General features: G+C 66.6%; 25 protein-coding genes and 1 tRNA gene. 14 read left to right on the top strand and 12 right to left on the bottom strand.

Going from position 1 to position 23338, the window contains the following annotated elements; all coding sequences use genetic code 11:
• Nucleotides 1-82 precede the first annotated feature (82 nt).
• From NIBR502771_RS01245 to NIBR502771_RS01225, 5 genes are all read left to right on the top strand, one after another.
• Entirely contained in the window at nt 83-2380 is a 2298-nt protein-coding gene (locus NIBR502771_RS01245; RefSeq protein WP_141158109.1) for a carbon starvation CstA family protein, read from the top strand.
• Nucleotides 2380-2583: a YbdD/YjiX family protein gene (locus tag NIBR502771_RS01240; RefSeq protein WP_141158108.1), complete on the top strand. Its 204-nt coding sequence runs from the start codon at nt 2380-2382 to the stop codon at nt 2581-2583. The genes NIBR502771_RS01245 and NIBR502771_RS01240 overlap by 1 nt, the downstream gene beginning before the upstream one ends.
• 78 nt (nt 2584-2661) lie before the next feature.
• The gene (locus NIBR502771_RS01235) at nt 2662-3288 is read left to right on the top strand and encodes a bacterial proteasome activator family protein (protein WP_141158107.1); all 627 of its coding nucleotides are present in this window, start codon (nt 2662-2664) and stop codon (nt 3286-3288) included.
• 7 nt (nt 3289-3295) lie between these two features.
• A complete protein-coding gene (locus NIBR502771_RS01230; protein ID WP_141158106.1) occupies nt 3296-3739 on the top strand; it encodes a hypothetical protein in 444 nt (147 codons plus the stop codon).
• 116 nt (nt 3740-3855) lie between these two features.
• Nucleotides 3856-4701 carry an aldo/keto reductase gene (locus NIBR502771_RS01225; RefSeq protein WP_141158105.1) on the top strand — a complete coding sequence of 282 codons (846 nt, stop codon included), beginning with the start codon at nt 3856-3858 and terminating at the stop codon, nt 4699-4701.
• A 142-nt stretch (nt 4702-4843) separates the two neighbouring features.
• Here the strand turns inward: NIBR502771_RS01225 and NIBR502771_RS01220 are convergent, their stop codons facing one another.
• From NIBR502771_RS01220 to NIBR502771_RS01210, 3 genes are all read right to left on the bottom strand, one after another.
• Nucleotides 4844-5029, bottom strand: coding sequence for a hypothetical protein (locus NIBR502771_RS01220; RefSeq protein WP_141158104.1), 186 nt, complete (start codon nt 5027-5029; stop codon nt 4844-4846).
• A 94-nt stretch (nt 5030-5123) separates the two neighbouring features.
• Nucleotides 5124-6074: an NmrA family NAD(P)-binding protein gene (locus NIBR502771_RS01215; protein ID WP_168225772.1), complete on the bottom strand. Its 951-nt coding sequence runs from the start codon at nt 6072-6074 to the stop codon at nt 5124-5126.
• Between the two features lie 125 nt (nt 6075-6199).
• The gene (locus NIBR502771_RS01210) at nt 6200-7234 is read right to left on the bottom strand and encodes a hypothetical protein (RefSeq protein WP_141158102.1); all 1035 of its coding nucleotides are present in this window, start codon (nt 7232-7234) and stop codon (nt 6200-6202) included.
• A gap of 117 nt (nt 7235-7351) precedes the next feature.
• On the opposite strand from NIBR502771_RS01210, the gene NIBR502771_RS01205 reads away from it, so the two are divergent.
• Nucleotides 7352-8593 (top strand): NAD(P)/FAD-dependent oxidoreductase, encoded by a 1242-nt coding sequence (locus NIBR502771_RS01205; RefSeq protein ID WP_141158101.1) that lies wholly within the window; start codon nt 7352-7354, stop codon nt 8591-8593.
• A gap of 52 nt (nt 8594-8645) precedes the next feature.
• Here NIBR502771_RS01205 and NIBR502771_RS01200 read toward each other — a convergent pair whose 3' ends face one another.
• From NIBR502771_RS01200 to tmk, 6 genes are all read right to left on the bottom strand, one after another.
• Nucleotides 8646-9299, bottom strand: a complete 654-nt coding sequence (locus NIBR502771_RS01200; RefSeq protein WP_141158100.1) for a hypothetical protein — start codon at nt 9297-9299, stop codon at nt 8646-8648.
• Between the two features lie 141 nt (nt 9300-9440).
• Nucleotides 9441-10376 carry a polysaccharide deacetylase family protein gene (locus NIBR502771_RS01195; protein WP_246839772.1) on the bottom strand — a complete coding sequence of 312 codons (936 nt, stop codon included), beginning with the start codon at nt 10374-10376 and terminating at the stop codon, nt 9441-9443.
• A gap of 292 nt (nt 10377-10668) precedes the next feature.
• Nucleotides 10669-10741 (bottom strand) — tRNA-Thr (locus NIBR502771_RS01190).
• Nucleotides 10742-10847: 106 nt separating this feature from the next.
• On the bottom strand, nt 10848-12416 hold the full coding sequence (locus NIBR502771_RS01185; protein WP_141158099.1) for an alpha/beta hydrolase: 1569 nt from the start codon (nt 12414-12416) through the stop codon (nt 10848-10850).
• Nucleotides 12413-13576: a DNA polymerase III subunit delta' gene (locus tag NIBR502771_RS01180; protein ID WP_141158098.1), complete on the bottom strand. Its 1164-nt coding sequence runs from the start codon at nt 13574-13576 to the stop codon at nt 12413-12415. The genes NIBR502771_RS01185 and NIBR502771_RS01180 overlap by 4 nt, the downstream gene beginning before the upstream one ends.
• Nucleotides 13573-14283, bottom strand: coding sequence for a dTMP kinase (gene tmk, locus NIBR502771_RS01175; RefSeq protein WP_246839771.1), 711 nt, complete (start codon nt 14281-14283; stop codon nt 13573-13575). The genes NIBR502771_RS01180 and tmk overlap by 4 nt, the downstream gene beginning before the upstream one ends.
• A gap of 132 nt (nt 14284-14415) precedes the next feature.
• Between tmk and NIBR502771_RS01170 the strand changes: the two genes are divergently transcribed.
• Both NIBR502771_RS01170 and NIBR502771_RS01165 read left to right on the top strand, forming a co-directional pair.
• Complete coding sequence (locus NIBR502771_RS01170) at nt 14416-15606, top strand: PLP-dependent aspartate aminotransferase family protein (protein WP_141158097.1); 1191 nt, start codon at nt 14416-14418, stop codon at nt 15604-15606.
• 9 nt (nt 15607-15615) lie between these two features.
• Nucleotides 15616-15969: a DUF2516 family protein gene (locus NIBR502771_RS01165; protein WP_141158096.1), complete on the top strand. Its 354-nt coding sequence runs from the start codon at nt 15616-15618 to the stop codon at nt 15967-15969.
• Here the strand turns inward: NIBR502771_RS01165 and NIBR502771_RS01160 are convergent.
• Nucleotides 15954-16808 (bottom strand): class I SAM-dependent methyltransferase, encoded by an 855-nt coding sequence (locus NIBR502771_RS01160; RefSeq protein ID WP_141158095.1) that lies wholly within the window; start codon nt 16806-16808, stop codon nt 15954-15956. The genes NIBR502771_RS01165 and NIBR502771_RS01160 overlap by 16 nt on opposite strands.
• A gap of 103 nt (nt 16809-16911) precedes the next feature.
• Between NIBR502771_RS01160 and NIBR502771_RS01155 the strand changes: the two genes are divergently transcribed.
• Nucleotides 16912-17658, top strand: a complete 747-nt coding sequence (locus NIBR502771_RS01155; RefSeq protein WP_141158094.1) for a phosphoglyceromutase — start codon at nt 16912-16914, stop codon at nt 17656-17658.
• 72 nt (nt 17659-17730) lie between these two features.
• Here the strand turns inward: NIBR502771_RS01155 and phoU are convergent, their stop codons facing one another.
• Nucleotides 17731-18393, bottom strand: coding sequence for a phosphate signaling complex protein PhoU (gene phoU / locus NIBR502771_RS01150; protein WP_141158093.1), 663 nt, complete (start codon nt 18391-18393; stop codon nt 17731-17733).
• A 204-nt stretch (nt 18394-18597) separates the two neighbouring features.
• Here phoU and NIBR502771_RS01145 point away from each other — a divergent pair, with 204 nt between their 5' ends.
• Together NIBR502771_RS01145 and NIBR502771_RS01140 are read left to right on the top strand one after the other, a co-directional pair.
• Entirely contained in the window at nt 18598-19842 is a 1245-nt protein-coding gene (locus NIBR502771_RS01145; RefSeq protein ID WP_141161363.1) for a cell wall metabolism sensor histidine kinase WalK, read from the top strand.
• The gene (locus NIBR502771_RS01140) at nt 19839-20519 is read left to right on the top strand and encodes a response regulator transcription factor (RefSeq protein WP_141158092.1); all 681 of its coding nucleotides are present in this window, start codon (nt 19839-19841) and stop codon (nt 20517-20519) included. The genes NIBR502771_RS01145 and NIBR502771_RS01140 overlap by 4 nt, the downstream gene beginning before the upstream one ends.
• A gap of 77 nt (nt 20520-20596) precedes the next feature.
• On the opposite strand, the gene NIBR502771_RS01135 is transcribed toward NIBR502771_RS01140, so the two are convergent.
• Nucleotides 20597-21184, bottom strand: a complete 588-nt coding sequence (locus NIBR502771_RS01135; RefSeq protein ID WP_141161362.1) for a hypothetical protein — start codon at nt 21182-21184, stop codon at nt 20597-20599.
• A gap of 271 nt (nt 21185-21455) precedes the next feature.
• Between NIBR502771_RS01135 and NIBR502771_RS01130 the strand changes: the two genes are divergently transcribed.
• From NIBR502771_RS01130 to ispF, 3 genes are all read left to right on the top strand, one after another.
• Nucleotides 21456-21938 (top strand): CarD family transcriptional regulator, encoded by a 483-nt coding sequence (locus NIBR502771_RS01130; RefSeq protein ID WP_011690592.1) that lies wholly within the window; start codon nt 21456-21458, stop codon nt 21936-21938.
• 105 nt (nt 21939-22043) lie between these two features.
• Nucleotides 22044-22826 carry a 2-C-methyl-D-erythritol 4-phosphate cytidylyltransferase gene (gene ispD, locus NIBR502771_RS01125; RefSeq protein WP_141158091.1) on the top strand — a complete coding sequence of 261 codons (783 nt, stop codon included), beginning with the start codon at nt 22044-22046 and terminating at the stop codon, nt 22824-22826.
• Nucleotides 22823-23335 (top strand): 2-C-methyl-D-erythritol 2,4-cyclodiphosphate synthase, encoded by a 513-nt coding sequence (ispF, locus tag NIBR502771_RS01120; RefSeq protein WP_141158090.1) that lies wholly within the window; start codon nt 22823-22825, stop codon nt 23333-23335. Before ispD ends, ispF begins: the two co-directional genes overlap by 4 nt.
• Nucleotides 23336-23338: the final 3 nt, after the last annotated feature.

Here is a 23338-nt window from a genome sequence, read left to right as displayed (position 1 = left end):
CGCCGCCGTCGGCCGCGGAAGCGGGGACCCGCGTTGGTAGGGTGCCCAGTAGGAAAAGTGGGATAACTCTCAAGGAGGAGACATGGCCGGAGCGCCTGACCAACGGAACAACGGATCCCGGGCGGAGGGCGGACTGGCTACGGACCCGGATCTTCCCCCGCCCGCCGTCGACCAGGCACGGCTCGACGCCGAGGACCGGAAATGGACCCCGGCGAAGATCGCGCTCTGGGCCGCGATTGCCCTGCTGGGCGGCGTTGCCTGGTTCATGCTGGCCATCGTGCGCGGCGAGACCGTCAACGCCATCTGGTTCGTCTTCGCCTCCGTGTGCACCTACCTGATCGGCTACCGCTTCTACTCCAAGGTGATCGAACGCTACATCACCAAGCCTGACGACCGGCGTGCCACCCCGGCCGAGTACAAGGCCGACGGCAAGGACTATGTCCGCACCGACCGGAACGTGCTCTTCGGCCACCACTTCGCCGCCATCGCAGGCGCCGGCCCGCTGGTGGGCCCGGTCATCGCCGCCCAGATGGGCTACCTTCCCGGCACCATCTGGATCATCGTGGGCGTGGTCCTCGCCGGCGCCGTCCAGGACTACCTGGTGATGTTCTTCTCCATGCGCCGCGGCGGCCGCTCCCTGGGCCAGATGGCCCGTGAGGAACTCGGCGTGATCGGTGGCACGGCAGCGCTCATTGCCACTTTGCTCATCATGGTGATCATCGTGGCCATCCTGGCCCTCGTCGTCGTCAACGCCCTGGGTGAAAGCCCGTGGGGCGTGTTCTCGGTGGGCATGACCATCCCCATCGCCCTCTTCATGGGCGTCTACCTCCGCTACCTGCGGCCCGGCAAAGTCATGGAAGTCTCCATCATCGGCTTCGTCCTGCTGATGGCCGCCATCATCGGCGGCGGCCTGGTGGCCCAGACCGGATGGGGCGCAGCCGTGTTCCACCTGGACAAGGTGACCATCGCCTGGGGCCTGATCATCTACGGTTTCATCGCCGCCATCCTGCCGGTGTGGCTGCTGCTCGCCCCGCGCGACTACCTCTCCACGTTCATGAAGATCGGCGTGATCGTGATGCTGGCGCTGGCCATCATCGTGGTCCGGCCCGAGGTCACCGTTCCCGCGTTCAGCGAATTCGCCAGCCGGGAAAACGGCCCCGTATTCTCCGGCGCCCTGTTCCCCTTCCTGTTCGTCACCATCGCCTGCGGCGCACTCTCCGGCTTCCACGCCCTCATCTCATCCGGTACCACCCCCAAACTGGTGGAGAAGGAACGGCAGACCCGGTACATCGGCTACGGCGGCATGCTGATGGAATCCTTCGTGGCCATCATGGCCCTGGTGGCCGCCATCTCGATCGACCGCGGACTCTACTTCGCCATGAACGCTCCCGCCGCACTGACCGGCGGCACCGTCGAAACCGCAGCCACCTGGGTCAACAGCCTTGGCCTGGCCGGAGTGAACATCAGCCCGGACCTGCTGTCCGAGACGGCGCGGAACGTTGGCGAACAAAGCATCGTGTCCCGTACCGGCGGCGCTCCCACCCTGGCGGTGGGCCTGGCGCACATCATGCACCAGTTCGTGGGCGGGACCGCCCTCATGGGCTTCTGGTACCACTTCGCCATCATGTTCGAGGCGCTCTTCATCCTCACTGCCGTCGATGCCGGCACCCGTGTTGCCCGCTTCATGCTGCAGGACTCCATCGGCAACTTCGTCCCCAAGTTCAAGGAGGCCTCCTGGCGTCCCGGAGCCTGGCTCTGCACCGCCATCATGGTGGCAGCCTGGGGCGCAGTGCTGCTCATGGGTGTCACCGACCCGCTGGGCGGCATCAACACCCTGTTCCCGCTGTTCGGAATCGCCAACCAGTTGCTCGCCGCCATCGCGCTGGCCGTGGTCCTGGCAATCGTTGCCAAACGGGGAACCTTTAAGTACCTGTGGATCGTGGCCCTGCCGCTGGCGTTCGCAGCCGTGGTGACCATCACCGCGAGCTACCAGAAGATCTTCTCCTCCACCCCTGCCGTGGGCTACTTCGCCAACAACGCGGCCTTCAGCAAGGCGCTGGCCGACGGCAAGAAGGAATTCGGCACCGCGAAGACGGTGGCCGCGATGGAAGCCGTGGTCCGCAACACGGCCATCCAGGGCTGGCTGTCCGTGATCTTCGTGGTGCTCAGCATCATCGTGATCGCCACCGCGCTCCTCGCCACGGCCAAGGCGTTCCGGGACCGGTCGGCAGGAGCGGCCATCACCGACAACGAGGACCCGGCTGTTCCGTCGCGCGTCTTTGCGCCGGCCGGGCTGGTACCAACCACGGCCGAACGTGAACTGGCTGCCGAATGGGAGAAGGTGCCCGCCGAGGCCCGGCTCGAACGGACCGGGCACTGATGAGCGCCGGGATCGCCCTGGTCGCCAACGGGTTCCGCGGGTTTGCCCGCTACCTGGGCGGCGTCATGGGCGCGGACGCCTACGCCAAGTACCTGGAACACCACCGGGCCGCCGGGCATGCCGAAGCGCCCCTGACAGAGCGGGAGTTCTGGCGGGACCGCACAGACCGCCAGGACAGCAACCCCCAAGGCCGGTGCTGCTGATTGAGCCCGCAGCGGACAAGCGCGCCACAGGCCTTCACAGGTGGACCGTGGCCGGACGGGCCGTGAGAGTATGAACGCATGAGCGATCCCAATGACACTCAGGCAGCTGAGGACCTTCCGGTAGAGGGTACTCCCGTGGACGACACGGAGGACCCCGTTCAGGTTCCCTCCGGGACGGACGGAAGGCCCAGGGGGAGCAGCCTGCAGGATCTGGTGGACGAGCCTGCCAAGGTGATGCGGATCGGCACCATGATCCGGCAGCTGCTTGAAGAGGTGAAGTCTGCCCCACTGGACGATGCTGCGCGCGGCAGGCTGGCTGCCATCCACGCCCGCTCCATCAAGGAGCTGGAGGACGGCCTTGCGCCCGAGCTCGTGGCAGAACTGGACAGGATCAACCTGCCCTTCTCCGGTGACGCCACACCATCGGACGCGGAGCTTCGGATTGCCCAGGCCCAGCTGGTGGGCTGGCTTGAGGGCCTGTTCCATGGGATCCAAACGGCCATCGCCGCCCAGAACGCGGCCCGGGAACACGCAGCCGCGCAGCTGCAGCTGCGCCAACTGCCGCCGGGCACCATGATTGCGCCCGGCGTGGTGATCGGTGAAAACGGCGAGCCCCAGCGTGCCCCGGCCGGCGCCCGGCCCGGGCAACAGGGCCGGCCTGGTCAGCGTGAGGACCCGGACCACGGCCCGGGCCAGTACTTGTAGGATCCGCTTGGGCTTTTTCAGCGCCGCCAGGCAGGGGCGCAAGGACGACGTGGAGCTGGGAAAGGGTTTGTGGCGCCGCGCGCACGACCGTTTCCACCGGGGACTGGACCGCTTCCACCAGGTGCTCGAGGGCGTGGAGGATGACCAGCTGTACGGCGAGCTGCTGGAGATCGCCAACCAGCTGGCTGCTTTGCTGCCTCGCGTCCGGGCAGTCTGCATGGAAGCGCAGCGGCGCGCCCCAAGCGACGGCCTGGACATTCCCGCAGCACTGTCGAATGTGCACAGGTCCCTGTCCAAGGCAGGAAATTCACTGGCAACCACGGCGGAGGCTGCAGCAATGCTGCGGCTCGCCGTGGGGCCGGTGCCGGTTGGCGCCGCGTCCGTCCACCGCCGCGCCGAGGCCGTCTTCCAGCAGGTGGACGACGCCGAGAGGCAGCTTCACTCGGAATAGGCCGGGCGGGTGCGCAGGAATATTCCCGATTTGGAAGCCTACTTTCCAGTTAAGCGCCTGGCTGACAGACCCGGATTCCGCCGCGTTGGGCTCCCCGGGTTTGGCAGGATAAAACCATGACTCTTTCACCTACCTTGACTTTCAACGACGGCAACACGATCCCCCAGCTCGGCTACGGTGTGTGGCAGGTTGAGGACGACGTGGCTGAAAAGGTTGTCCGGCAGGCGTTCGAAGCCGGCTTCCGCCACATCGACACCGCCAAGATCTACGGGAACGAGGCCGGCGTGGGCCGTGCCATCGCCAGCTCCGGACTCTCGCCCGAGCAGATCTTCATCACCACCAAGCTGTGGAACGCAGACCAGGGCTACGAGTCGACGCTCGCCGCGTTCGAGGAATCCATGGACCGGCTTGGCCTGGAAACGCTGGACCTCTACCTCATCCACTGGATGCAGCCCAAGCAGGACAAGTACGTTGACACCTGGAAAGCCCTGATTGAGCTGCAGAAGCGCGGACGGGTCAAGTCCATCGGCGTCTCAAACTTCACGGTCGAGGGCCTGCAGCGCATTATCGACGAAACGGGCGTGGTTCCGGCCATCCACCAGATTGAGCTGCACCCCTACTTCAGCCAGCTCGAACTGCGTGAGTTTGGTGCTTCCAAGGGCATCCTGACCCAGGCATGGTCCCCGCTGGGGCAGGGCGGCGAGCTGCTCAAGGACCAGGCCATCGCGTCCATCGCTGCCAAGCACCAGGCAACCCCTGCCCAGGTGGTCATCGCCTGGCACCTCGCGATCGGCAACGTGGTGATTCCCAAGTCCGTGACCGAGTCGCGCATCAAGGAGAACTTCGCAGCACTGGAGGTCTCCCTGGACGCCGAGGACATTGAAGCCATCAACAACCTTGACCGGACCGCGCGCGGCGAAGGCCGCATCGGAGCCGACCCGGCGGTTTCCGACTTCGCGTAGTCCCCAAGGCAGCGGTTCCCGGCACCAGTTGCCGGTGGCCGGCCACGAAACCAGCGTCAGCCCGTGCTGCCGGCAACCCCCGGCAGCACGGGCTGACGCCGTTAACCGGGCCAATGCCCGGGTCGAGCCAAGCGCGGACCGGTCAGGCGGCGATCTGGACGCGTTCCACGGTCACGGCGTCCACCACGGCCCAGCTGTCCTCTCCGTGGCAGTGCCGGCAGGCGAAGCGCTCGGCGTCTTCCAGGGTGTCGAAGACCTCGGAGCGGGCCCGGCCGCAGTCGGCGTCGAAGTACGTAACGTGAAATTCCTGTACTGCTTGGTTTTCCATAAATCCAGTCTGCAACCGGGGTCTGACATTCTTAGGAACCGACTCAGCGTGTTGTTGAGGACGCGAGGCGTACGGACCGGGAAATTGCCGGCTATCAGTGCCCGGGATGAGCCATCGCCGGTTGGCTCCCGTCTCCGGTTGTCTCTTTCAGGTGCGCTTCGAGGACATCGCGGACCGAGGTCCACTCGTGCCGGCCATAGCGGTCGTTGTTGACATGCTGGAGCTCCGCCTCCCCGCTGAACATGCTGACGAAGTACTGCATGCCCTGCCATGCGGGAAAGGCCTGGTCTTTGTCCTTCGACAGTAGCCGCCCAACCCTGCTCATGGCAGCCAACATACCGGTGGTCCCGGCCCATTGCAGGGAGAAAGGCGTCTCTGTGAGTTCGGTCATCGTCCGGGCAATACTGCGCGCCGTGACGCGGTCGCCGGCTATCTCGACCACGCGGGGTGCCTCCTCATCCAGGGCGGCAAGTGCGACGACGCGTGCGACGTCGTCCTTGGTGGTGAAGTCGAGAACCTGGTCCGGTGAGGACCAGAACAGGACCCGGTGGCGGTTAAACAGGATCATCGGCGCTTGGCCGGTGAGCATGTCGGCGAAGGCCCCGTTCAGCACAGAAGTTACGCGTATGGGTGCGGCGTCGAGTTCGGCGGCGAACTCGCGGCGGAGCTCGAAGTTGCGGTTGCTGCCGGGGGTGACCCGGCGGTAATCCGCGGAGTAGTCCGACGGGATGAACCGTGCCACACCTGCGTCGACGGCGGCCGCGAGGAGCGCCCGCTGCGCGTCGACGATGACAGGACGCGCACCGCTGACGGCGGAAATGACGGTATCCACGCCGGACAATGCGGAGGCGAGGCCGGCCCGATCTGTGTAGGCAGCCTCGTGGATCTCCACACGATCCTCCCCGCCGTGGATGCCATGGGCCGTTCCGCTCCCGGGGCGTGTCAGGACCCGGACCTCGGCGTCGCGGCGGAGGAGTTCGCGTACGATGCGTTGGCCGAGGTCACCGGTGGCTCCGGCGACGAGGACGGTGATGGTAGTGATGATTTGCTCTTCTCGGTAGGTGTCGGTGCGGCGCCGGCGGGAGAATCGATGCGAGGGCCACGGGCTCGGATTTGGCCCCAATGCAGAAATAGTACTTGGCGGCGCAGCTGGGGCTGGCTGTGAAGCAGTCAGCGATTGCCCAGACGGAGCACGCGTTCCTGTGCCAGCACGGTGGCCCGGCGGGCCTTGTCTGCCGCCCGCGCGGCCTGTTTTGCCTCGGCAGTGGTGGTGGCCAGCCGCTTGCGGGAGCGGTCCAGGCGTTCTTCGGTGGCTTGAAGCCGGCTCCTGAGTTCAGCTGTTTCCTGCTGCAGTTCCGCGATTTCCGCCCGCGCCTGCCCTTCCTGCTCCTGCAGCCCACCGGCCAGTTGCAAGGCTGCTTCCTGGGCCTCCTGGGCCTCCGCGAGGGCGGCCCTGGCCCGTTCAAGCGCTGGCGGCGAGGCAGGCCGGGGCGTCTGCCGGACTGCCTCAAGCCGGGGCCTGGCCGGCTTTGGCCCGGTGCCCTGCGGCGTCGTCGTTGGCGTCTTCGATGCCGCCGCGTTCGCCGCTGGCGTCTTCCTGGCTGGCGGCTTCACCCCTGTGGTCTTTGCACCGTCCAGCCGCGGCGCGGACTGGGGAGTACCGGCGGGACGGCTGGGCGGTGCGGCCGGGAGCAGGCCGGGGAGGGCTACCGCACCGTCCAGGTCCACGTCGTTAACGCCATCTGCGGAGAGGACTTTCAGCAGCCGCCCACTGGCAACGGCGTTGGCCGCCCCCGCGTCTGCCGTCATGGCCCGGAGGGTTTCCTCGACGTCGGAAGCCATCGCGTCGCTGATGGACCGGCCCTGCGCCCGGGCCACGGACCGGACGGTGTCGACGGCGTCTGCGAGCATGGTGCGCCGCTCACGGCCCAGCTCGCGGAGGGCAGCGGCGTCCAGCGAGTCCTGGGCTGCCCGCATCCGCGCCCCCAGCTCATCCAGCCGGGCAGGCACCTCCGGCCGGTGGCGGGCAAGCATATTGAGCGCCCACGCAGCGACGGAAGGTTTCGGCAGGCCCCGGACCGCTGCCGCCAGGCCCTTGTCCCGGCCCGATGCTTCCTTGGCCGCGGCGGCGCGGGCTGCAGTGAAGTCCTCCAGCGTTCCCGCATAAAGGCGGTCGGCGATGTCCGCCAGGGCTTCGTCATCCATGCCGCCATCTTAGGTGTCCTGGCTGCCTCGACAGATGCGGGGCAAAATGGCGCGGCGCAGCGGAGGTTGCGGGAAAGCACCCTGTTGCTCGCCCGCCGGGAGGGGTAAGTTTCACGAATGGACGATTCATATCAGGTCATCGTGGTTGGCGGCGGATTTGCCGGGAAGGCAGCGGCTGAGGAGTTGGGCCACAAGGGCGTCCGCGTGCTGCTGCTTGACGCCAACAGCTACCAACAGTTCCAGCCGCTCCTCTACCAGGTGGCTGCATCGCAAATTGGCGTGTCCACGGTGACGCGGCCGCTGAGGGCGGAGTTCCGCGGAATCAACAGCGTCCGGGTCCTGACGGCGACGGTGACTGCCATCGACGCACCGAACCGGACCGTCACCACGGCCGACGGGTCCACATACCGGGCCCAGGCCCTGGTCATCGCCACTGGAGCAGTGCCGAACTTCTTCAACACCCCCGGCGCAGATGAGCATGCCTACCCGCTGTACTCCGTCGCGGACGCCACCAGGCTCAGCGCGGCCATCACCGCCGTCCTGGACCAGGCCGACCGTGAGCCGGGAGCAGGCGCTGACGTCATTGTGGTGGGCGGTGGCCCCACTGGCGTCGAGACGGCCGGCGCGCTCGCTGAGAACGTCAAGTACCTGGTGCCAAAGTACTTCTCGCCGGAACTGGCCGATCGGTGCCACATCCACCTTGTGGATATGGTTCCAAACGTCCTCGCCGCGTTTTCGGAGAAGTCGCAGACCTACGCGCGGGACCGCCTGACGAAGCTCGGCGTGCAGCTGCATATGGGCCAGCCCGTGGCCGAAGTCCGGCCGGACGGTGTGACCCTCAAGGGCGGGACGGTCATTCCTGCCCGGATCGTGGTCTGGGCCGGTGGCCTGCAGGCCGGAAAAATCATCACCGAATCCGGCCTGGGGCAGGGGAGGGGCGGCCGGATTGACGTCCAGCCTGATCTGACCGCGCCGGGCGTCGAGGGCGTCTATGTCCTGGGTGACGCCGCCAACATCACGGACGCCGGCGGGAACAAGCTGCCGCAGTTGGGGTCGGTAGCCCAGCAATCGGGCAAGTGGGCGGCGCGCAATATCTACGCGGACCTCACCGGCGGCGTGCGCGAGCCTTTCCGATATTGGGACAAGGGGTACATGGCCATGGTGGGCCGCGGAGCGGCGGTGGCTGAGCTGGGCCGCCAACGGCTGCACTTGCAGGGGCCGTTGGCCTTCGTTTCGTGGCTGGCGGTGCACCTGGCCCTGTTGCCCGGCTTCCAGCAGAAAGTCAGGGCGCTGTTTTCCTGGGCTAATGGCTACGTGACCCACAGCCCGTCCCAGGTGGTGGTCGGCAGGCCGGACTAGACCCCGTTACGCAGGCGTGGCCGACCCATGGCGATGGCGCCCATCCGCCGTCTCAGTTCTTCCCGAAACTGACGAGCCGGCCCGCGGCCGTCCAGCCGGATGATTCGTAGCGGACGGCTGCCTCCGGTTCCACCACCATGTGCAGGTACTCGGCGCCGTGCAGGAACGCCTCCTCCGCCATGGCGGCGAACAGGCCCTGTTCGAAGGTCTCCTGCTCCGGCCCCTGCGGCAGTTCGGTGACCGCCACCGCCGCGAAATCGTCCCGGATTTGGATGCGTCCCTTGGCGACAGGGTGGTCAAATACGGTTATTTCGACGGCGTCAAAAGTCTCCATCGGTGCCAAGGCCACCTGGGAGTTCTCCGGCAGCACCACCGGTCCGTTAAGCTCGGCCGTCGGTGCCATGAGCAGCACCCGTTCGGCCACGGGTGCCAGGCCCCGTGGTGCATGGTCCCTTGCGGCAGCGGCAGCGGCAGCGGCGTCGGCGCAGAGCAGGGTGAGGCGCACTCCGGCCTTGGCTGCGGCGTTGCTTGCAAGCTCCTCGGTGCCCGGTCCGGGCCAGCCGGCAACGTACTCCTGGCTTTCCGGGTCCTGCCCGGTGCCCGCCCTGAGGACGAATCCTGAATCAACGGGGCCTGCACTGCGTTCCTGCAGGTCCGCCCACGCAGGGACCCATCCGATGGTGGGCAGTTCGTGGTGGTCCGGCATGGGATTCTTCCTAACGTCCAGCACCGGTCTGCAGTGTCCGGTGCGGCTGGGCTGGGGCTTTTCTGTCAACGTATCCGATCGGCACGCGGGCCGCCAGCGGGGCCGGAGGGGCTTGGTCCCGGCCTGGCCGCAGCGGACGGCCTAAGGCAGGTGAGCGAAGGACATCCCTGCCGAGAGCAGCTTGTCCAAGGCCTGCTTGACGCCTTCTGCCGTTCCCCCATTGGGGTGGTTGCCGTGGCAGATGACCACGTCCCCCGCCCGCGCCCTTCCCACCTCCCTGGCAACGACTGCGGCGGGAAAGGTCGCGCCGCCGTCGCCATTGATGCTGAAGCCCACCGGCTTCACGCCCAACGCACCCAGGATGTCCGTGGCGACGTCGTCCAGGTAGGCGGTGCCAGGGCGGAAGTACTTGGGCCGCTTGCCGGTGATGTTCGCCAGGGCCTCATCGTTTGGCATGACCTCGTCGTAAACCTCCCCCGCGTTCCTGGTGCCCGGAATGCCGTAGGCCGTGTTGCCGTTGGTGGACAGCGGCTTGTGGGACGTTCCGTGGTTGGCGATCTCGAAGAGCGGGTCTGCTGCCAACTGCCGGGTGGTGGCGGGGTTGGCTGCGATCCACCGCGAGTTCAGGAAGAGCGTGGCCGGGATGTGGCGCTGGCGCAACGTGTCAAGAAGGGCCTGGTCGCAGCCGCTGCCGCCGGGGCCACCGCAAAAGTCCAAGGTCAGTGCGATGCCCTGCCCTGGTGGCATCCGGGTCAGGACGCCGGGAGCCTCCAGGCCCCAGTACCGGGCCTGGTGCTTTCCGAAGGTATCGACAACCTGGGCACGTGACAACACGGGAGCGGCCGACCGGTTGGGCGCCGGTTCGTCACCGTCCGGACCAGAGTGCAGGACCGTCGAGCTGGGGTTCCCTGCGCCGTCGTCGGGCGCGGGCAGGTCGGAGGAGGTTGCCTTCTGCTTCTGGTCGGGCTGCAGGCTGGGCGCCGCGGCGGACATCGTCAGTACCGCCGCCAGTAAAACGGCCCTGCGGCCGGGACCTTTTCCGTCCTGGCTCAGGTGCCGCGGGACATGTGGTTCCACTTCTAGTTCCTGTTCCCTGGCTGTCCTGCGGGCCTGGTCCGGTCCCGCCGGCCCGGACATGCGGACGTGGCAGGTGCGGCGTGACTGCAGCCTGCGGGGATGGCAGCGTCGAAGGCCGTGGCGCGCGCAACAGCAGCCTGGGAGCGGGGGGTCATACCGGGAGGATACCTTGCCTGGCTTGCTGTTTCCTGAACTCCGCACGGCGTCGGAGCGGCGGCTGGCCGAAATGGCGCTTAACCAGCGAAAAACCCCGGAAACCCCTAAAAGAAGGGGCTGTCCGGGGTTTATCCCGAGCTTCCTATCAGAATCGAACTGATGACCTTTTCATTACGAGTGAAACGCTCTACCGACTGAGCTAAGGAAGCACCGCATGAAAATCCCCGGCGGAACCGGGCGCTTCATGCAAGAGTCAACTGTAATAGAGTCCCCTCGCCCCGGTCAAAATGGGGCGGACGGAAGCTGCGGGAGCAGTCAGCAGACCGTGTTGTCGGCCGGCAGCTTGCCGCCCACCAGATAATTGTCCACCGAGTCCTCAAGGCAGCTGTTGGCCCGGCCGTAGGCGGTGTGCCCTTCACCGCGCCAGGTCAGCAGCGAGGCGTTCCCCAACTGCTTGCGCAATGACGCGGCCCAGCCGACGGGGGTGGCGGGATCGCCGGTGGTTCCGATGACCACGATGGGGGAGTCGCCGCTGTATTCCACCGGCGCAGGCGTACGGACGTTCTTGTAGGGCCAGTCGGCGCAGGTGGTGCCGCCGTAGGCAAAGAAGTAGCCCATGGTGGGGGAGTCCTGTTCGAGCCGCTTCTCCTCCGCCCGCATGCCCGCGGCATCCGAAACCATGGGGTAGTCGAGGCAGTTGATTGCGTTGAAGGCGAAGGTGGAATTGGACGTGTACGAACCGTCGGAGGCACGGTCGGCGCCGAGGTCGGCAAGCCGGAGCATGAGGCTTACATCGCCGGACATGGCCGCCTCAAGGGCTTGGGTGAGCGCGGGCCAGCTTTGGTCGTTGTACAGCGGGGTGATCAGGCCGCTGACGAATGTGGTTGCATTGACCAGCCGCCCGTCCTTCGCCGTTCGTGGCGTCTCCTGGATGGAGTTGATGAGGTCCCGGATCTGCTTCACGCCGGAGTCGGCGTCGCCGCTGAGCGGGCACTTCCCTTGCTTCTGGCAGCTCGCAACGTAGGTGTGGAGCGCCTTTTCGAAAGCCTGGGCCTGGCCGCTGGTGAGCTCTTCGTTGCTGATGGAGGGGTCAAGGGCTCCATCAAGGACCATGCGGCCCACGTTGTCCGGGAACAGGGAGGCGTAGGTGGATCCCAGGAACGTGCCGTAGGAGTACCCCAGGTAGTTCAGCTTGGTGTCGTTTACGACGGCCCGCAGGACGTCCATGTCCTTCGCGGCGCTGACGGTGTCGATATGGGCCATGACGGGGCCCGTTTGCGCCGCACACTGCGAGGCGATTGCCTTGTTGTCCGCAAGGGCCGCCTGCAGCCCGGAATCGGTGTCAAGGGTGTAGATCTTGGCCCGGTAGGCGTCGCGTTCGGCGTCCGACATGCAGGTGACCGGGGCCGAGCGCTTCACGCCGCGCGGATCGAAGCCGACAAGGTCGTAGGAGTTTCGGACTGCGGCCGAAAAATGCGTTCCGGCGGCGTCCTTGACGAAGTCGTAGCCGGACGCGCCCGGGCCGCCCGGGTTGACCAGCAGGCTGCCGGTCTTCTTGCCCGTGCTCGGCGCCCGCAAAGCGGCCAACTGGATGGTCTCGCTGCCAGGATTGGCGTAATCCACGGGCACGGCCACTTTGGCGCACTGGAACTCCCCTTCGCACGGTTGCCAAACGACTTCCTGCGAGTAGAACTTCTCCAGCCCGGCCGGAGCGGACGCCACGATGGACGGATCAGCCTTGGCGGTGGCCGCCTCCTGCGGGTTCCGGTCGCCGCCGTTGAGGAGGCTGCACGAGGCCAGGACCATGGCCAGGACCATGGCACCCGCAGCGCGGACGGCGACCGCCAGGGACCTGTGGCGTGCGGGCAGGGAGCGGGCAGTCATCGGGTCTCCTTGGAAGGCTGGATCAGGCTGGCCGCCATGGACTCTATGGTCAGCAGCGGGGCAACATTGGTAGTGGTGATGCGTTCGCGGGCTTTGTTGATGGCGTCCATGCGGGCCAGCGTGGCTTCCGGGGTGGTGTGGGCTGCGAACTCCTCCAGCTCACCCCTCAGCTCAACGTTGACCAGTTCCACGGCGTTCCCCAGCTGGATGACCAGCACATCCCGGTAAAAGGACAGCAGGTCGGTGAGCGTACGGTCCAGGGAGTCGGTGATGGACCTCTTGGCGCGGCGTTTCTGGTCGTCTTCGAGCTGCTTCACCTGGCTGCGCATTGCTGGCGGCAGGGTGCCGGACTCCGGTGCTCCAAGCGTAGCAAGGAGGCTGGCCTTCTCCGCGGCGTCGCGCTCCTCATTGGAGCTGTTTGCCTCTGCCGTGGCGATTTTGACCAGCTTGTCCGCCATCATGACGGCGGCCGTTACGCCGCGCAGTCCCAGCGGAAAACGGACGGTTTCCAGGCGGCGTTCCCTTGCGGCAGGATCCCTGGCCAGCCGGCGGGCGATGCCCACGTGGCTTTGCGCCGTGCGGGCTGCCTGTTCCGCGAGGGCCGGGTCTACGCCGTCCCGCCGGACCAGCAGCGCTGCCACGTCCGAGGCCGGCGGCAAGCGGAGGGCCACGCTGCGGCAGCGGGAGCGGATGGTGACCAGGACGTCGGCAGGCGACGGCGCACACAGCATCCACACGGTGCGCGGCGTCGGCTCCTCGATGGCCTTGAGCAGCACATTGGTGGTCCGTTCGGCCATCCGGTCGGCATCCTCCACGACGATGATCCGCCAGCGGCCCGACGACGGCCGGTTGCCCGCCGTCGCTACGAGCTCACGGGCCTCGTCTATGGTGATGGTGACTTTTTCAGTGCGCACAAAGGTCACATCGGAATGGGTTTCGCCCAAAATCGTGTGGCATGCCTGGCACTGTCCGCACCCTCGAAGGCCCACGTCTTCCTGGTCGCAGTTCAACGCGGCAGCGAACGCCTTGGCGGCGTTGGAACGGCCGGACCCCGGCGGCCCGGTGAACAGCCAGGCGTGGGTCAGGCCTTCGCCGCCCGCGGCCTGGCGCAGTTGTTCGACGACGGCGGGCTGGCCCTGGAGGTCATCCCAAACGGTCACGAGCCACCACCGCCGGAGGGTGTTCCCGGCGCCGGCACAGGCACCGCCTCCTCCGCCGCCGGCCCCTGCACTGCATCCAGCAGGGTGTCCACCCGGGCGAGGATCCGCCCGGCCAACTCGTCAACGGGGAGGCGGGCCGGGAGGACCAGGTAGGACCCGGGCCGGACGGCTGCCAGATCGAGGAATGCGTCCCGGATGCGGGTGTGGAACTCGTCGGCTTCGGATTCCAGCCGGTCCTCGGTTGCCTGGCCCGCGGTCCGCCGGCGGCGCCCCAGGTCCGGGTCGACGTCCAGCAGGACAGTCAGGTGCGGCTGGAGGCCAGAGGTGGCCCACTCGTTAAGGGTACGCACGGCGTCCTGGCCCAGGTTTCGGCCTGCCCCCTGGTAGGCCACGGAAGAGTCGATGTAGCGGTCGGTCAGCACCATCTCGCCGCGCGCAAGGGCAGGGCGGATCACCTGGGTGGCGTGCGCGGCACGGGAAGCCGCAAAGATCAGGGCCTCTGTATGGGCGTCGATCTCGCCGTTTCCGTGGTCCAGCACCAGTGACCGGAGCTTTTCGCCGACCGGGGTGCCCCCGGGTTCGCGGGTACGGAGCACGGTATAACCGCGGGCTTCCAGTGCCTCCGCCAGCCGGGCCGCCTGGGTGGACTTGCCGGCACCATCGCCACCTTCGAATGCGATGAATACGCCGGCCCTCTGTTTGTTCACTACTCAAGCCTACCGAGGCGTGGCGACAATCCCGGCTTCCGGAGACCTCCTGTGCAGGAGCAGTGGACGGACCGGCGTCCACAAAACGACACTGCTTTCCGGCCCGATTGGCTGGAACAGTACCCTTTGACCATGAGTCTTTCCGAGCACCAGGCCGCGTTCCTTACACCCGAGACCGTGGTGGTGGCGGCCGGACGTCCGCCGAGGGAAAGGGACCAGCCGGTCAACCCTCCCATCACCCTTTCGTCCACCTACTTTGGGACCGGTCCGCTCGGTGATGGCGACCGGGGCTACGGCCGGTACTCCAACCCCACCTGGGACCCCTTCGAGGAGGCACTCGGCCAGCTTGAGGGAGCGGCGCTTCCCGGACTGCTTTACGCATCCGGACTTGCCGCGGTCAGCTCTGCGCTGTCCCTGATTCCGGCCGGCGGGGTGCTGGTCATGCCCAACCACAGCTACTCGGGCTCGCTGGTGATGGCCTCCGAACTCGCCCAAAAGGGCTTCATTGAACTCCGGACCGTGGACATTGCCGATACCGGCGCGGTCCAGGACGCCCTTGCGCCCCAGGGTCCGGCTGCCAAAGCCGCTTCCATGCTGTGGCTGGAGAGCCCCACCAACCCCATGCTCGGCATCGCGGACATGGCCGCCGTCGCTGAAGCCGCCCACGCCGCCGGGGCGATCGTCGTCACCGATAACACCTTCTCTACGCCCCTGGTGCAACAGCCACTGCTGCTCGGATCCGACGTCGTCCTCCATTCGGTGACCAAATACCTCGCCGGACACTCCGACGTCGTCCTTGGCGCGCTGGTCACGTCCAACCCGGACATCCGCGCTGAACTGCTGCACCACCGCATCATCCACGGCGGCATCGCCGGACCCTTCGAGGCGTGGCTCGCACTCCGCGGCCTGCGGACGCTCGCGCTGCGCGTGCAGCGGTCGCAGGAATCAGCCATGGTCCTCGCGGGCCGCCTCGCAGGGCACCCTGCCGTCGAGTCCATCCGGTTCCCCGGGCTCGACACCGATCCGGGGCACATCCGCGCGAAGGCGCAAATGAAGGGGTTTGGGTCCATTATCTGCATCCAGGTGGCCCCCGCGGCGGGCCTCAGCGGCGCCGACGCCGCGGACAAACTCGTGCGGGCCCTTGGCCTCTGGCTGCCCGCCACGTCCCTGGGCGGCGTCGAGTCCCTCATTGAACGCCGGCGCCGGCACTCGGCTGAACCCGCCAGCGTCCCGGAGAACCTGGTGCGGCTGAGCGTCGGGGTGGAGGGCGTCGAGGACCTCTGGGCCGACCTGAAGCAGGCGCTGGACACGCTGGGCGGCTAGGCTGGGTCTGTGGACGGTCGACTAATAATCAGTTACGTAGAGCAGGCAGTGTTCTTCATCCTTGGCCTGGTGGCTTTGGGTCTTGAGCTGTGGGCGTTCGTGGACTGTGCCCGGCACCGGCCCAACGCCTTCGAAGCCACTGGAAAACGGACCAAGACCTTTTGGCTGGCCTTGACCGGCGGCTCGGCCCTGATCGGCGTGATTTCGTTGTTCGGTTCCGGCGGGGGCCTCTTCAGCACGCTGGGCCTGTTCGGCCTGGCCGCGGTGGTCGCCGCCTCCGTCTACCTCGCGGATGTCCGCCCGGCCGTGAAGGACGCCGGCCGCGGCGGCAGCCGCAACATGGGCCCCTACGGCCCGTGGTGACCAGGCGCCACAGCGTCCCAGTCCACCGTTAGTTCCCCCAGGCGCCACCTGCCGGGACCGTCCTGGACCGGCCACCCGGCGTCGCGCAAACCTCGGCACATGCCCACCCAGCGCTGCCTGTTGCCAAATGAAGCAAGCGGCGCACTTCCAAACCATGCCTTGTCCATGGCCTGCATGAAGGCGTGAACACGTTCACCGGGGACATTACGGTGGATCAGCGCCTTGGGCAGCCGCTCACTCACGTCCGAGGGCAGCCCGAAACTGCCGAAACGTACCGAAATGCCAAGGGACAGGGGGCGCTCCCGGTCCAGCGCCACCCACGTGACGCGACGTCCGATCTCGTCGCACGTGCCGTCCACGAACAAGCCGCCGGGGGACAACCGGTCCTGCACCAGCCGCCAAATGCCCGGTACATCTGCCTCCTCGTATTGCCGCAGGACATTGAAGGCGCGGACCAGCACGGGGCGCCCCGCGACGGGCAGTTCGAAGCCGCCCACCTGGAATGTCAGGCCGGGACGCTGCAGCGGAAGCGCCGCCCGGACGCGGTCGGGCTCAATTTCGATCCCGCAGACCCGCACGTCCGGCCTGATAACGGCGAGCCGTTCGTAAAGTTCGACGGCGGTGGCCGGCGTTGCGCCATACCCCAGGTCGACCACCAGCGGGTCCGCCGCGGACCGGAGGCGCCAGGCCTGCGGTCCCGTCAGCCACCGGTCAACCCGGCGCATCCGGTTCGGGTTGGTGGTGCCGCGGGTCACGTTGCCCACGGGGCGGCCCTTCGCGGCCGCGGACGTCCGTCCGGAAAGTTGCGGGGCGTCCACCCGCTCAGCCTTTTGAACCACCGCCCAACCCTATCGCCCGGCGCCGGTGTCCCGCCCATCCCGGGCCCGCGGGATCCTTGTAACGCTGGGCGGGGGGCAACACCGCTCAGCTAGGATGAAAATCATGACTTACAAGCTGATCCTGCTGCGCCACGGCCACAGCGAATGGAACGCCAAGAACCTGTTCACCGGCTGGGTGGACGTTGACCTGAACGACCAGGGCCGCGCGGAAGCAGCTCGCGGCGGCGAACTGCTGGTGGAAAACAACATCCTCCCGGATGTGCTCTACACCTCCCTGCTGAAGCGGGCCATCAACACCGCAAACATCGCCCTGGACAAGGCCGACCGCGGCTGGATTCCGGTCAAGCGCGACTGGCGGCTGAACGAACGCCACTACGGTGCGCTGCAGGGCAAGGACAAGGCCCAGACCCTCGCCGAGTTCGGCGAAGAGCAGTTCATGGAGTGGCGCCGCTCCTACGACACCCCGCCGCCGCCCCTGGACGACAACAGCGAATTCAGCCAGGCCCACGACCCCCGCTACGCGGACCTTGGCGACGCCCTGCCGCGCACCGAGTGCCTGAAGGACGTCCTGGTACGTCTCCTGCCCTACTGGGAATCGGACATCAAGGAAGACCTCAAGGCCGGCAAGACCGTCCTGGTCACGGCCCACGGCAACTCGCTCCGCGCGCTGGTCAAGCACCTGGACGGCATCAGCGATGAAGCCATCGCCGGCCTGAACATCCCGACGGGCATCCCGCTGGTCTACGAACTGGATGAGAACTTCCAGCCGATCAAGCCCGGCGGCACCTACCTTGACCCCGAGGCCGCAGAGCAGGCAATCCTTGCCGTGGCCAACCAGGGCAAGAAATAGGGCATTAGCCGCGAACGACGGCGGGCTGGCCACCTGGGTGGCCAGCCCGCCGTCGTTTTATCCGAAGTGGGATCAGCTGTGCTCGGTGGCGTTCGGCTGCCACGCGCCGGTCACGAGGTACGTGACCTTCTGGGCCACGGAAACGCCGTGGTCCGCGAACCGCTCGAAATAGCGGCTGGCGAGCGCAACGTCCACCGTGGTGGCGGGTGACTCGGTCCACTCGGGGGAGGCGATGGCTTTGAAGACGCTCAGGTGCAGGTCGTTAATGGCAGTGTTCGCCTTGAGGATGTCCCGGGCCACCTCAAGGTCGCGGCTCTCCAGCAGGACCGTCAGCTTGTCGGCAATCTCCTGGTCCAGTTTGGCCATCCGGTTGAAGGTCTCCGTCATGGACGCGGGAATCACGGTGGAGGGGTACCGGAGGCGGGCCAGCTGGGCGATATGCCGTGCCAGGTCACCCATCCGCTCCAGGGATGCGCTCATCCGGAGGGACCCTACGATCATGCGCAGGTCGCTGGCGACGGGACCCTGCAGCGCCAGGATGTCGATCGCGCGCTCATCCAGGCTGTTCTGGAGGAAGTCAATGCGCGCGTCCGCAGCGATGACGTCCTGGGCGAGGTCCACGTCCGCTACCTGGAATGAGGTAGTGGCCTTTTCGATTGCTTCGCTGACCAGGCGGGAGATCTCCACCAGCTGGTCACCAACCTGGGTGAGTTCTTCCTGAAAAACCTTACGCACGTGGGCGTCCTTTCCTTGGAACTCCCGCCGGCCGCTGCAGGGCAGCAGGAATCGTATCGCCATTGGGCGCTCTGACCTCTAACTTTGTCATCGCCCGGTAAACGATTATGCCCACACAGGTGAACGTTAGTTGAACCTACGCCGTAACTGGCCGGAGTCGGCAGGAGGCGACAGGCAAGAGCATAAAGTGGACCTGTGGATCCTATGCTCATTGGTCTGGTTGCCGGCCTTATCGGCCTGGCGCTTGGCACGTTCGGCGTGCTTGCCTACCGGGTCAGCGAGAAACAGCGTGAACTGCTGGATGTCGATGCCGGGGAGCTCGCCTTGCCGGCCGGCGCCGCGGAGGTGCTCGCCGTCGTCGGCCGCGCTTTTGTAGTGCTCGACGACGTCGACGGCGTGGTCCGTGCCAGCCCCGCAGCCTACGCGTACGGCCTGGTCCGCGGGCACACCGTAGTGCACAAGGAACTCCTGGACATGACTGCAGGGGTCCGGCGGGACGGCGTCATCCTGGAAAAGCAGCTCGAGCTTCCGCGCGGGCCGCTGGGGCAGGGAACCATTATCGTCCAGGTGCGGGCGGCCATGCTGGGTGAGGAATACATCCTGCTCCTTGCCGATGACCGGACTGAAATCACGCGGACCGAAGAGATCCGCAACGACTTCGTTGCCAACGTCTCGCACGAACTGAAAACCCCGGTGGGCGCCATCTCCCTGCTGGCTGAGGCGCTGGAGTCCTCCGCCGATGACGAAGAAGCCGTGCGCCGCTTCGCCAAGCGCATGCACAAGGAGTCAGCCCGCCTGGCCGCGCTGGTCCAGGACATCATTGAACTTTCCCGCCTCCAGGGTGCCAGCGTGACACAGCAGGGCGGTCCCGTCGACATCAACGCGGCGATCGCGGAGGCCGTGGACCGCTCGCAGCTTCCCGCCGAAAGCAAGAACATCAGCATCGTGGTCGGCGGCCGGACGGAGGGGAAGGTGTTTGGGGACCAGGACCTCCTGGTCACGGCGCTGCGGAACCTCATCGACAATGCCATCCGCTATTCCCCGCCCAACACCCGTGTTGGCATCGGCGTTCGCTCCAGGGACGGCCTGGTGTCCATTTCCGTCACCGACCAGGGGGACGGGTTGTCGCCGGAGGACCAGGAGCGCGTCTTCGAGCGCTTCTACCGGGTTGACGCCGCCCGCTCCCGACAGACGGGCGGTACCGGGCTTGGCCTGAGCATCGTCAAGCACGTGGCGTCGAACCACGGCGGCGAAGTGACGCTGTGGTCCCAGCCAGGCCAGGGGTCGACCTTCACCCTTCGGCTGCCCGAGATGGAAGGGCAGGACGGCGACGCCGGGCCGTCCAGTTCCGTCCAGCCGGCACTGCCGCCCGCCCAGGGGACGCCCGGGGCCACTCTTACCCAAGTACCACGCGCCGCCGGCGCAACAGAACGAGGAGCTAGCGCTTGAGCAGGATTTTGATTGTTGAGGACGAGGAATCGTTCAGCGATCCCTTGTCCTATTTGCTGGGCAAAGAGGGATTCGAGGTTGAGGTGGTGGACAGCGGGCTGGACGCCATCACCGAATTCGACCGCAACGGCGCCGACCTGGTGCTGCTGGACCTGCAGCTCCCCGGGCTTTCCGGTACGGAGGTCTGCCGCCAGCTCCGGCAGCGCTCCACCGTTCCCGTGATCATGCTGACCGCCAAGGACTCGGAAATCGACAAAGTGGTTGGCCTGGAGCTTGGCGCGGACGACTACGTCACCAAGCCCTACTCCTCCCGGGAGCTGGTGGCACGTGTCCGGGCCGTCCTGCGTCGCCAGGGCGAGCCGGAAGAACTGATCTCCGCCACGGTCCAGGCCGGGCCTGTCCGGATGGACATCGAGCGGCACGTGGTGAGCGTGGACGGCGAACAGGTCCTGCTTCCGTTGAAGGAGTTCGAACTGCTTGAGATGCTCCTCCGCAACTCCGGCCGGGTGCTCACCCGCGGCCAGCTGATCGACCGGGTGTGGGGCTCCGACTACGTTGGCGACACCAAGACCCTGGACGTCCACGTGAAGCGCCTCCGTGGGAAGATCGAACCGGATCCTTCCGCACCGCGCTACCTGGTGACCGTCCGCGGCCTCGGGTACAAGTTCGAGCCGTAGGCCCGAAGACACCGCAAAAAAGGGAGGAGCCCCTTGGGGCTCCTCCCTTTTTGTGTTTGTTTGTTCGAGCGTTCGCCTTAGCGGCTGGTGGCAGTCGCCGTTGCCGAGGTGCTGGAGGTCGCGGAGGCGGAGGAAGTTGCGCCCGCGCTGGCCGACGAAGAGGACGACGGCGTGGACGTCGCCGACGGGCTGGGGGTGGGGACGTAGTCCTTGTACTCCTGCAGGGTGGCGTCCAGGACCGGAACCTTGACCGTGCTGCTGACGTTGGTGCCGTTCTCGCTGATCTTGACGTCCACCAGGGAACCCGGTTTGCCGCCGGTGGTGCTGAGGATGGCCTCATCCGACTTTTCGTTCAGCAGGGTGTAGGAGTTGGCCTTCACCGGAACCTCGGTCTGTGAGCCCTTTGCGCCGTTGACGGTGAGCTTCACATCCTTGGAGGAGGAGTTGTAAACGGCACCGATCAGGCGGCCGGGCTCGTCCTCGCCGGTGGAAACAATAAGGATGTTCCGCAGCTGCAGCGGACCGAGGTCCGCGCGGATGCCGTCCGAGGCGGAGTACTGATGGCTGGTCTGCTGGGGCGTGATGTAACCGCAGCCCGCGGTCAGCAGGCTGGCGCCAAGGGCAGCAGCCGTCAGTGCCAGTTTGCCGCGCTGGGCCCGGTTCATCGCAGTGGAACGCACGTCACGTACTCCTCGAGAAATTTGAAGTCTTTTTCAGCCATAGCCTATCCGCAAAGAGGGGCAAACGAGGATTCGGCGGTGTCACATCCCCCGCGTGAGCGCTCACCGCATGCACTAATCTGCGCATCCGTCAAGGGGGTGAAGGGGTTCGATTGGGCCGTTTTCCCGCGTATTTTCGCGGTTGGGAGCCCTTTCTCCGGCCGGTCATATGCCTGAATCGTGATAAACTGGTCTGCGGGAAAGGGGAAATGTCCACATGGTATTTGAGGTCGGCGAGACAGTAGTTTACCCTCACCACGGTGCTGCGAAGATTGAAGAAATCAAGATGCGCACCATCAAGGGCGAAGAGAAGATGTATCTCAAGCTCAAGGTGGCTCAGGGTGATCTGACCATTGAAGTTCCAGCAGAGAACGTTGACCTTGTTGGGGTCCGGGACGTAGTGGGCAAGGAAGGCCTGGAGCACGTGTTCGATGTGCTCCGTGCCGAGTTCACGGAGGAACCCACCAACTGGTCACGCAGGTACAAGGCAAATCTGGAGAAGCTTGCTTCCGGTGACGTCATCAAGGTGGCAGAGGTTGTTCGCGACCTGTGGCGCCGGGATCACGACCGGGGCCTTTCCGCAGGCGAGAAGCGAATGCTGGCCAAGGCCCGCCAGATTCTGATTTCAGAATTGGCGCTGGCTGAGAAGACCGACGAGGAGAAGGCGGCAAGCGTTCTCGACGAGGTCCTGGCTTCCTAAAGAATTTAGCCCCGGCTGCACGCGCGTGCCGCCGGGGCTTTTTTGGGCCCACCCCGCGGTGTCCCAAGCATCCAAGCCATGGTGCGGCGTCGTAGGCTAGTCCGCATGAGTGAATCACCCACGCGCCTGGTCACAGCAGTCATCGTGGTTGCCGCAGGTTCCGGGCAACGCCTTGGCTACGGCATGCCCAAGGCGGCAGTGCCGCTCGGCGGAGAGCCGATCCTGATGCATGCCCTGCGCGGCATTGTTGCTTCGGGCGTGGCCAGCCAAGTGTGCGTGGCATTGCCTCCCGGCGACGAAGGACTGCGCCGGCTGTGCGACGACTTCCGCGAGGAACTTGCCGACGGCGGCCCCCTCCTGACGGTCGTTGACGGCGGATCCACCAGGGCTGAGTCCGTCCGCGCCGGAATTGCAGCGCTGATGGAAGGCATCGAGGCCGTCCTCGTCCACGACGCCGCCCGTGCCCTGACACCCGAATCCGTTTTCCACCGCGTCTGCGATTCCCTGGTCGCCGGCGCCGCGGCAGTTATTCCCGTGGTCCCGGTCGTGGACACGGTCAAGACGGTGGCGGCTACCACCGGCGGCGACGCCGCGGTTGCCCCCGAGCTTGTCACCGGGACTGCCCGCCGCGAGGAACTGCGGGCGGTGCAGACCCCGCAAGGCTTCACCCTCAGCACGCTGCTGCGGGCGCACGAAGCCGCCCAGGCCCTGGACCAGCAGCAGGCAGCGGTCGTCACCGACGACGCCATGCTCGTGGAAATGCTGGGCACTGCGGTGCACGCCGTCCGCGGGTCGACGCAATCCCTGAAAATCACCACACCCCTTGACCTCATCTTCGCCGAAGGCCTCCTCGAGGGTCCGCTCGGTGCCCGGTGGGTGGAGGGATGAGCCCGGACACCGTCCTGCCCCGCACCGGTGTGGGTATCGACGTCCACGCGTATGCCCCCGAGGATTCTCCGCGCCCGCTGTGGCTCGGTGGCCTGCTCTGGCCCGGCGAACGCGGCCTCGCCGGGCATTCTGACGGCGACGCAGTGGCCCACGCAGCAGCGGACGCCCTGTTTTCGGCTGCCGGCATCGGCGACCTTGGTACCCACTTCGGGACGGACCGCCCGGAATTCGCCGGTGCGTCCGGTGCCACGCTCCTCGCCGAGGCCGCACGGATCGTCCGGGCTGCCGGATTCGAGATCGGCAACGTCGCCGTGCAGTTCGTAGCCAACCGGCCCAAATTCGGCCCGCGGCGGGAAGAGTCGCAAAGGGTCCTGAGCGAGGCGGCAGGCGCCCATGTAGGCGTCACGGCAACCACCAGTGACGGCCTGGGATTCACCGGGCGCGGCGAGGGCGTCTCCGCCGTAGCCACCGCCCTGGTGTACCCGCAGCCCGCTGCGCCCATCAGCTAGTCT

It is taken from the genome of Pseudarthrobacter sp. NIBRBAC000502771, from assembly GCF_006517215.1.
In the GTDB taxonomy this organism is placed as follows: Bacteria; Actinomycetota; Actinomycetes; order Actinomycetales; family Micrococcaceae; genus Arthrobacter; species Arthrobacter niigatensis.
Note: the sequence above shows the minus strand (reverse complement) of the source record. Positions and strands in the feature narration are given on the sequence as shown.

Excerpts from the sequence above, each read along its gene's own strand:
- NIBR502771_RS01220 (WP_141158104.1), bottom strand. The coding sequence starts at position 5,029 with ATGGAAAACCAAGCAGTACAGGAATTTCACGTTACGTACTTCGACGCC.
- ispF (WP_141158090.1), top strand. The coding sequence starts at position 22,823 with ATGAGCCCGGACACCGTCCTGCCCCGCACCGGTGTGGGTATCGACGTC.
- NIBR502771_RS01155 (WP_141158094.1), top strand. The coding sequence starts at position 16,912 with ATGACTTACAAGCTGATCCTGCTGCGCCACGGCCACAGCGAATGGAAC.
- NIBR502771_RS01185 (WP_141158099.1), bottom strand. The coding sequence starts at position 12,416 with ATGACTGCCCGCTCCCTGCCCGCACGCCACAGGTCCCTGGCGGTCGCC.
- NIBR502771_RS01205 (WP_141158101.1), top strand. The coding sequence starts at position 7,352 with ATGGACGATTCATATCAGGTCATCGTGGTTGGCGGCGGATTTGCCGGG.
- NIBR502771_RS01245 (WP_141158109.1), top strand. The coding sequence starts at position 83 with ATGGCCGGAGCGCCTGACCAACGGAACAACGGATCCCGGGCGGAGGGC.
- NIBR502771_RS01130 (WP_011690592.1), top strand. The coding sequence starts at position 21,456 with ATGGTATTTGAGGTCGGCGAGACAGTAGTTTACCCTCACCACGGTGCT.
- NIBR502771_RS01135 (WP_141161362.1), bottom strand. The coding sequence starts at position 21,184 with ATGAACCGGGCCCAGCGCGGCAAACTGGCACTGACGGCTGCTGCCCTT.
- NIBR502771_RS01170 (WP_141158097.1), top strand. The coding sequence starts at position 14,416 with ATGAGTCTTTCCGAGCACCAGGCCGCGTTCCTTACACCCGAGACCGTG.
- NIBR502771_RS01240 (WP_141158108.1), top strand. The coding sequence starts at position 2,380 with ATGAGCGCCGGGATCGCCCTGGTCGCCAACGGGTTCCGCGGGTTTGCC.
- NIBR502771_RS01225 (WP_141158105.1), top strand. The coding sequence starts at position 3,856 with ATGACTCTTTCACCTACCTTGACTTTCAACGACGGCAACACGATCCCC.
- NIBR502771_RS01200 (WP_141158100.1), bottom strand. The coding sequence starts at position 9,299 with ATGCCGGACCACCACGAACTGCCCACCATCGGATGGGTCCCTGCGTGG.
- ispD (WP_141158091.1), top strand. The coding sequence starts at position 22,044 with ATGAGTGAATCACCCACGCGCCTGGTCACAGCAGTCATCGTGGTTGCC.
- NIBR502771_RS01210 (WP_141158102.1), bottom strand. The coding sequence starts at position 7,234 with ATGGATGACGAAGCCCTGGCGGACATCGCCGACCGCCTTTATGCGGGA.
- NIBR502771_RS01235 (WP_141158107.1), top strand. The coding sequence starts at position 2,662 with ATGAGCGATCCCAATGACACTCAGGCAGCTGAGGACCTTCCGGTAGAG.
- NIBR502771_RS01145 (WP_141161363.1), top strand. The coding sequence starts at position 18,598 with ATGCTCATTGGTCTGGTTGCCGGCCTTATCGGCCTGGCGCTTGGCACG.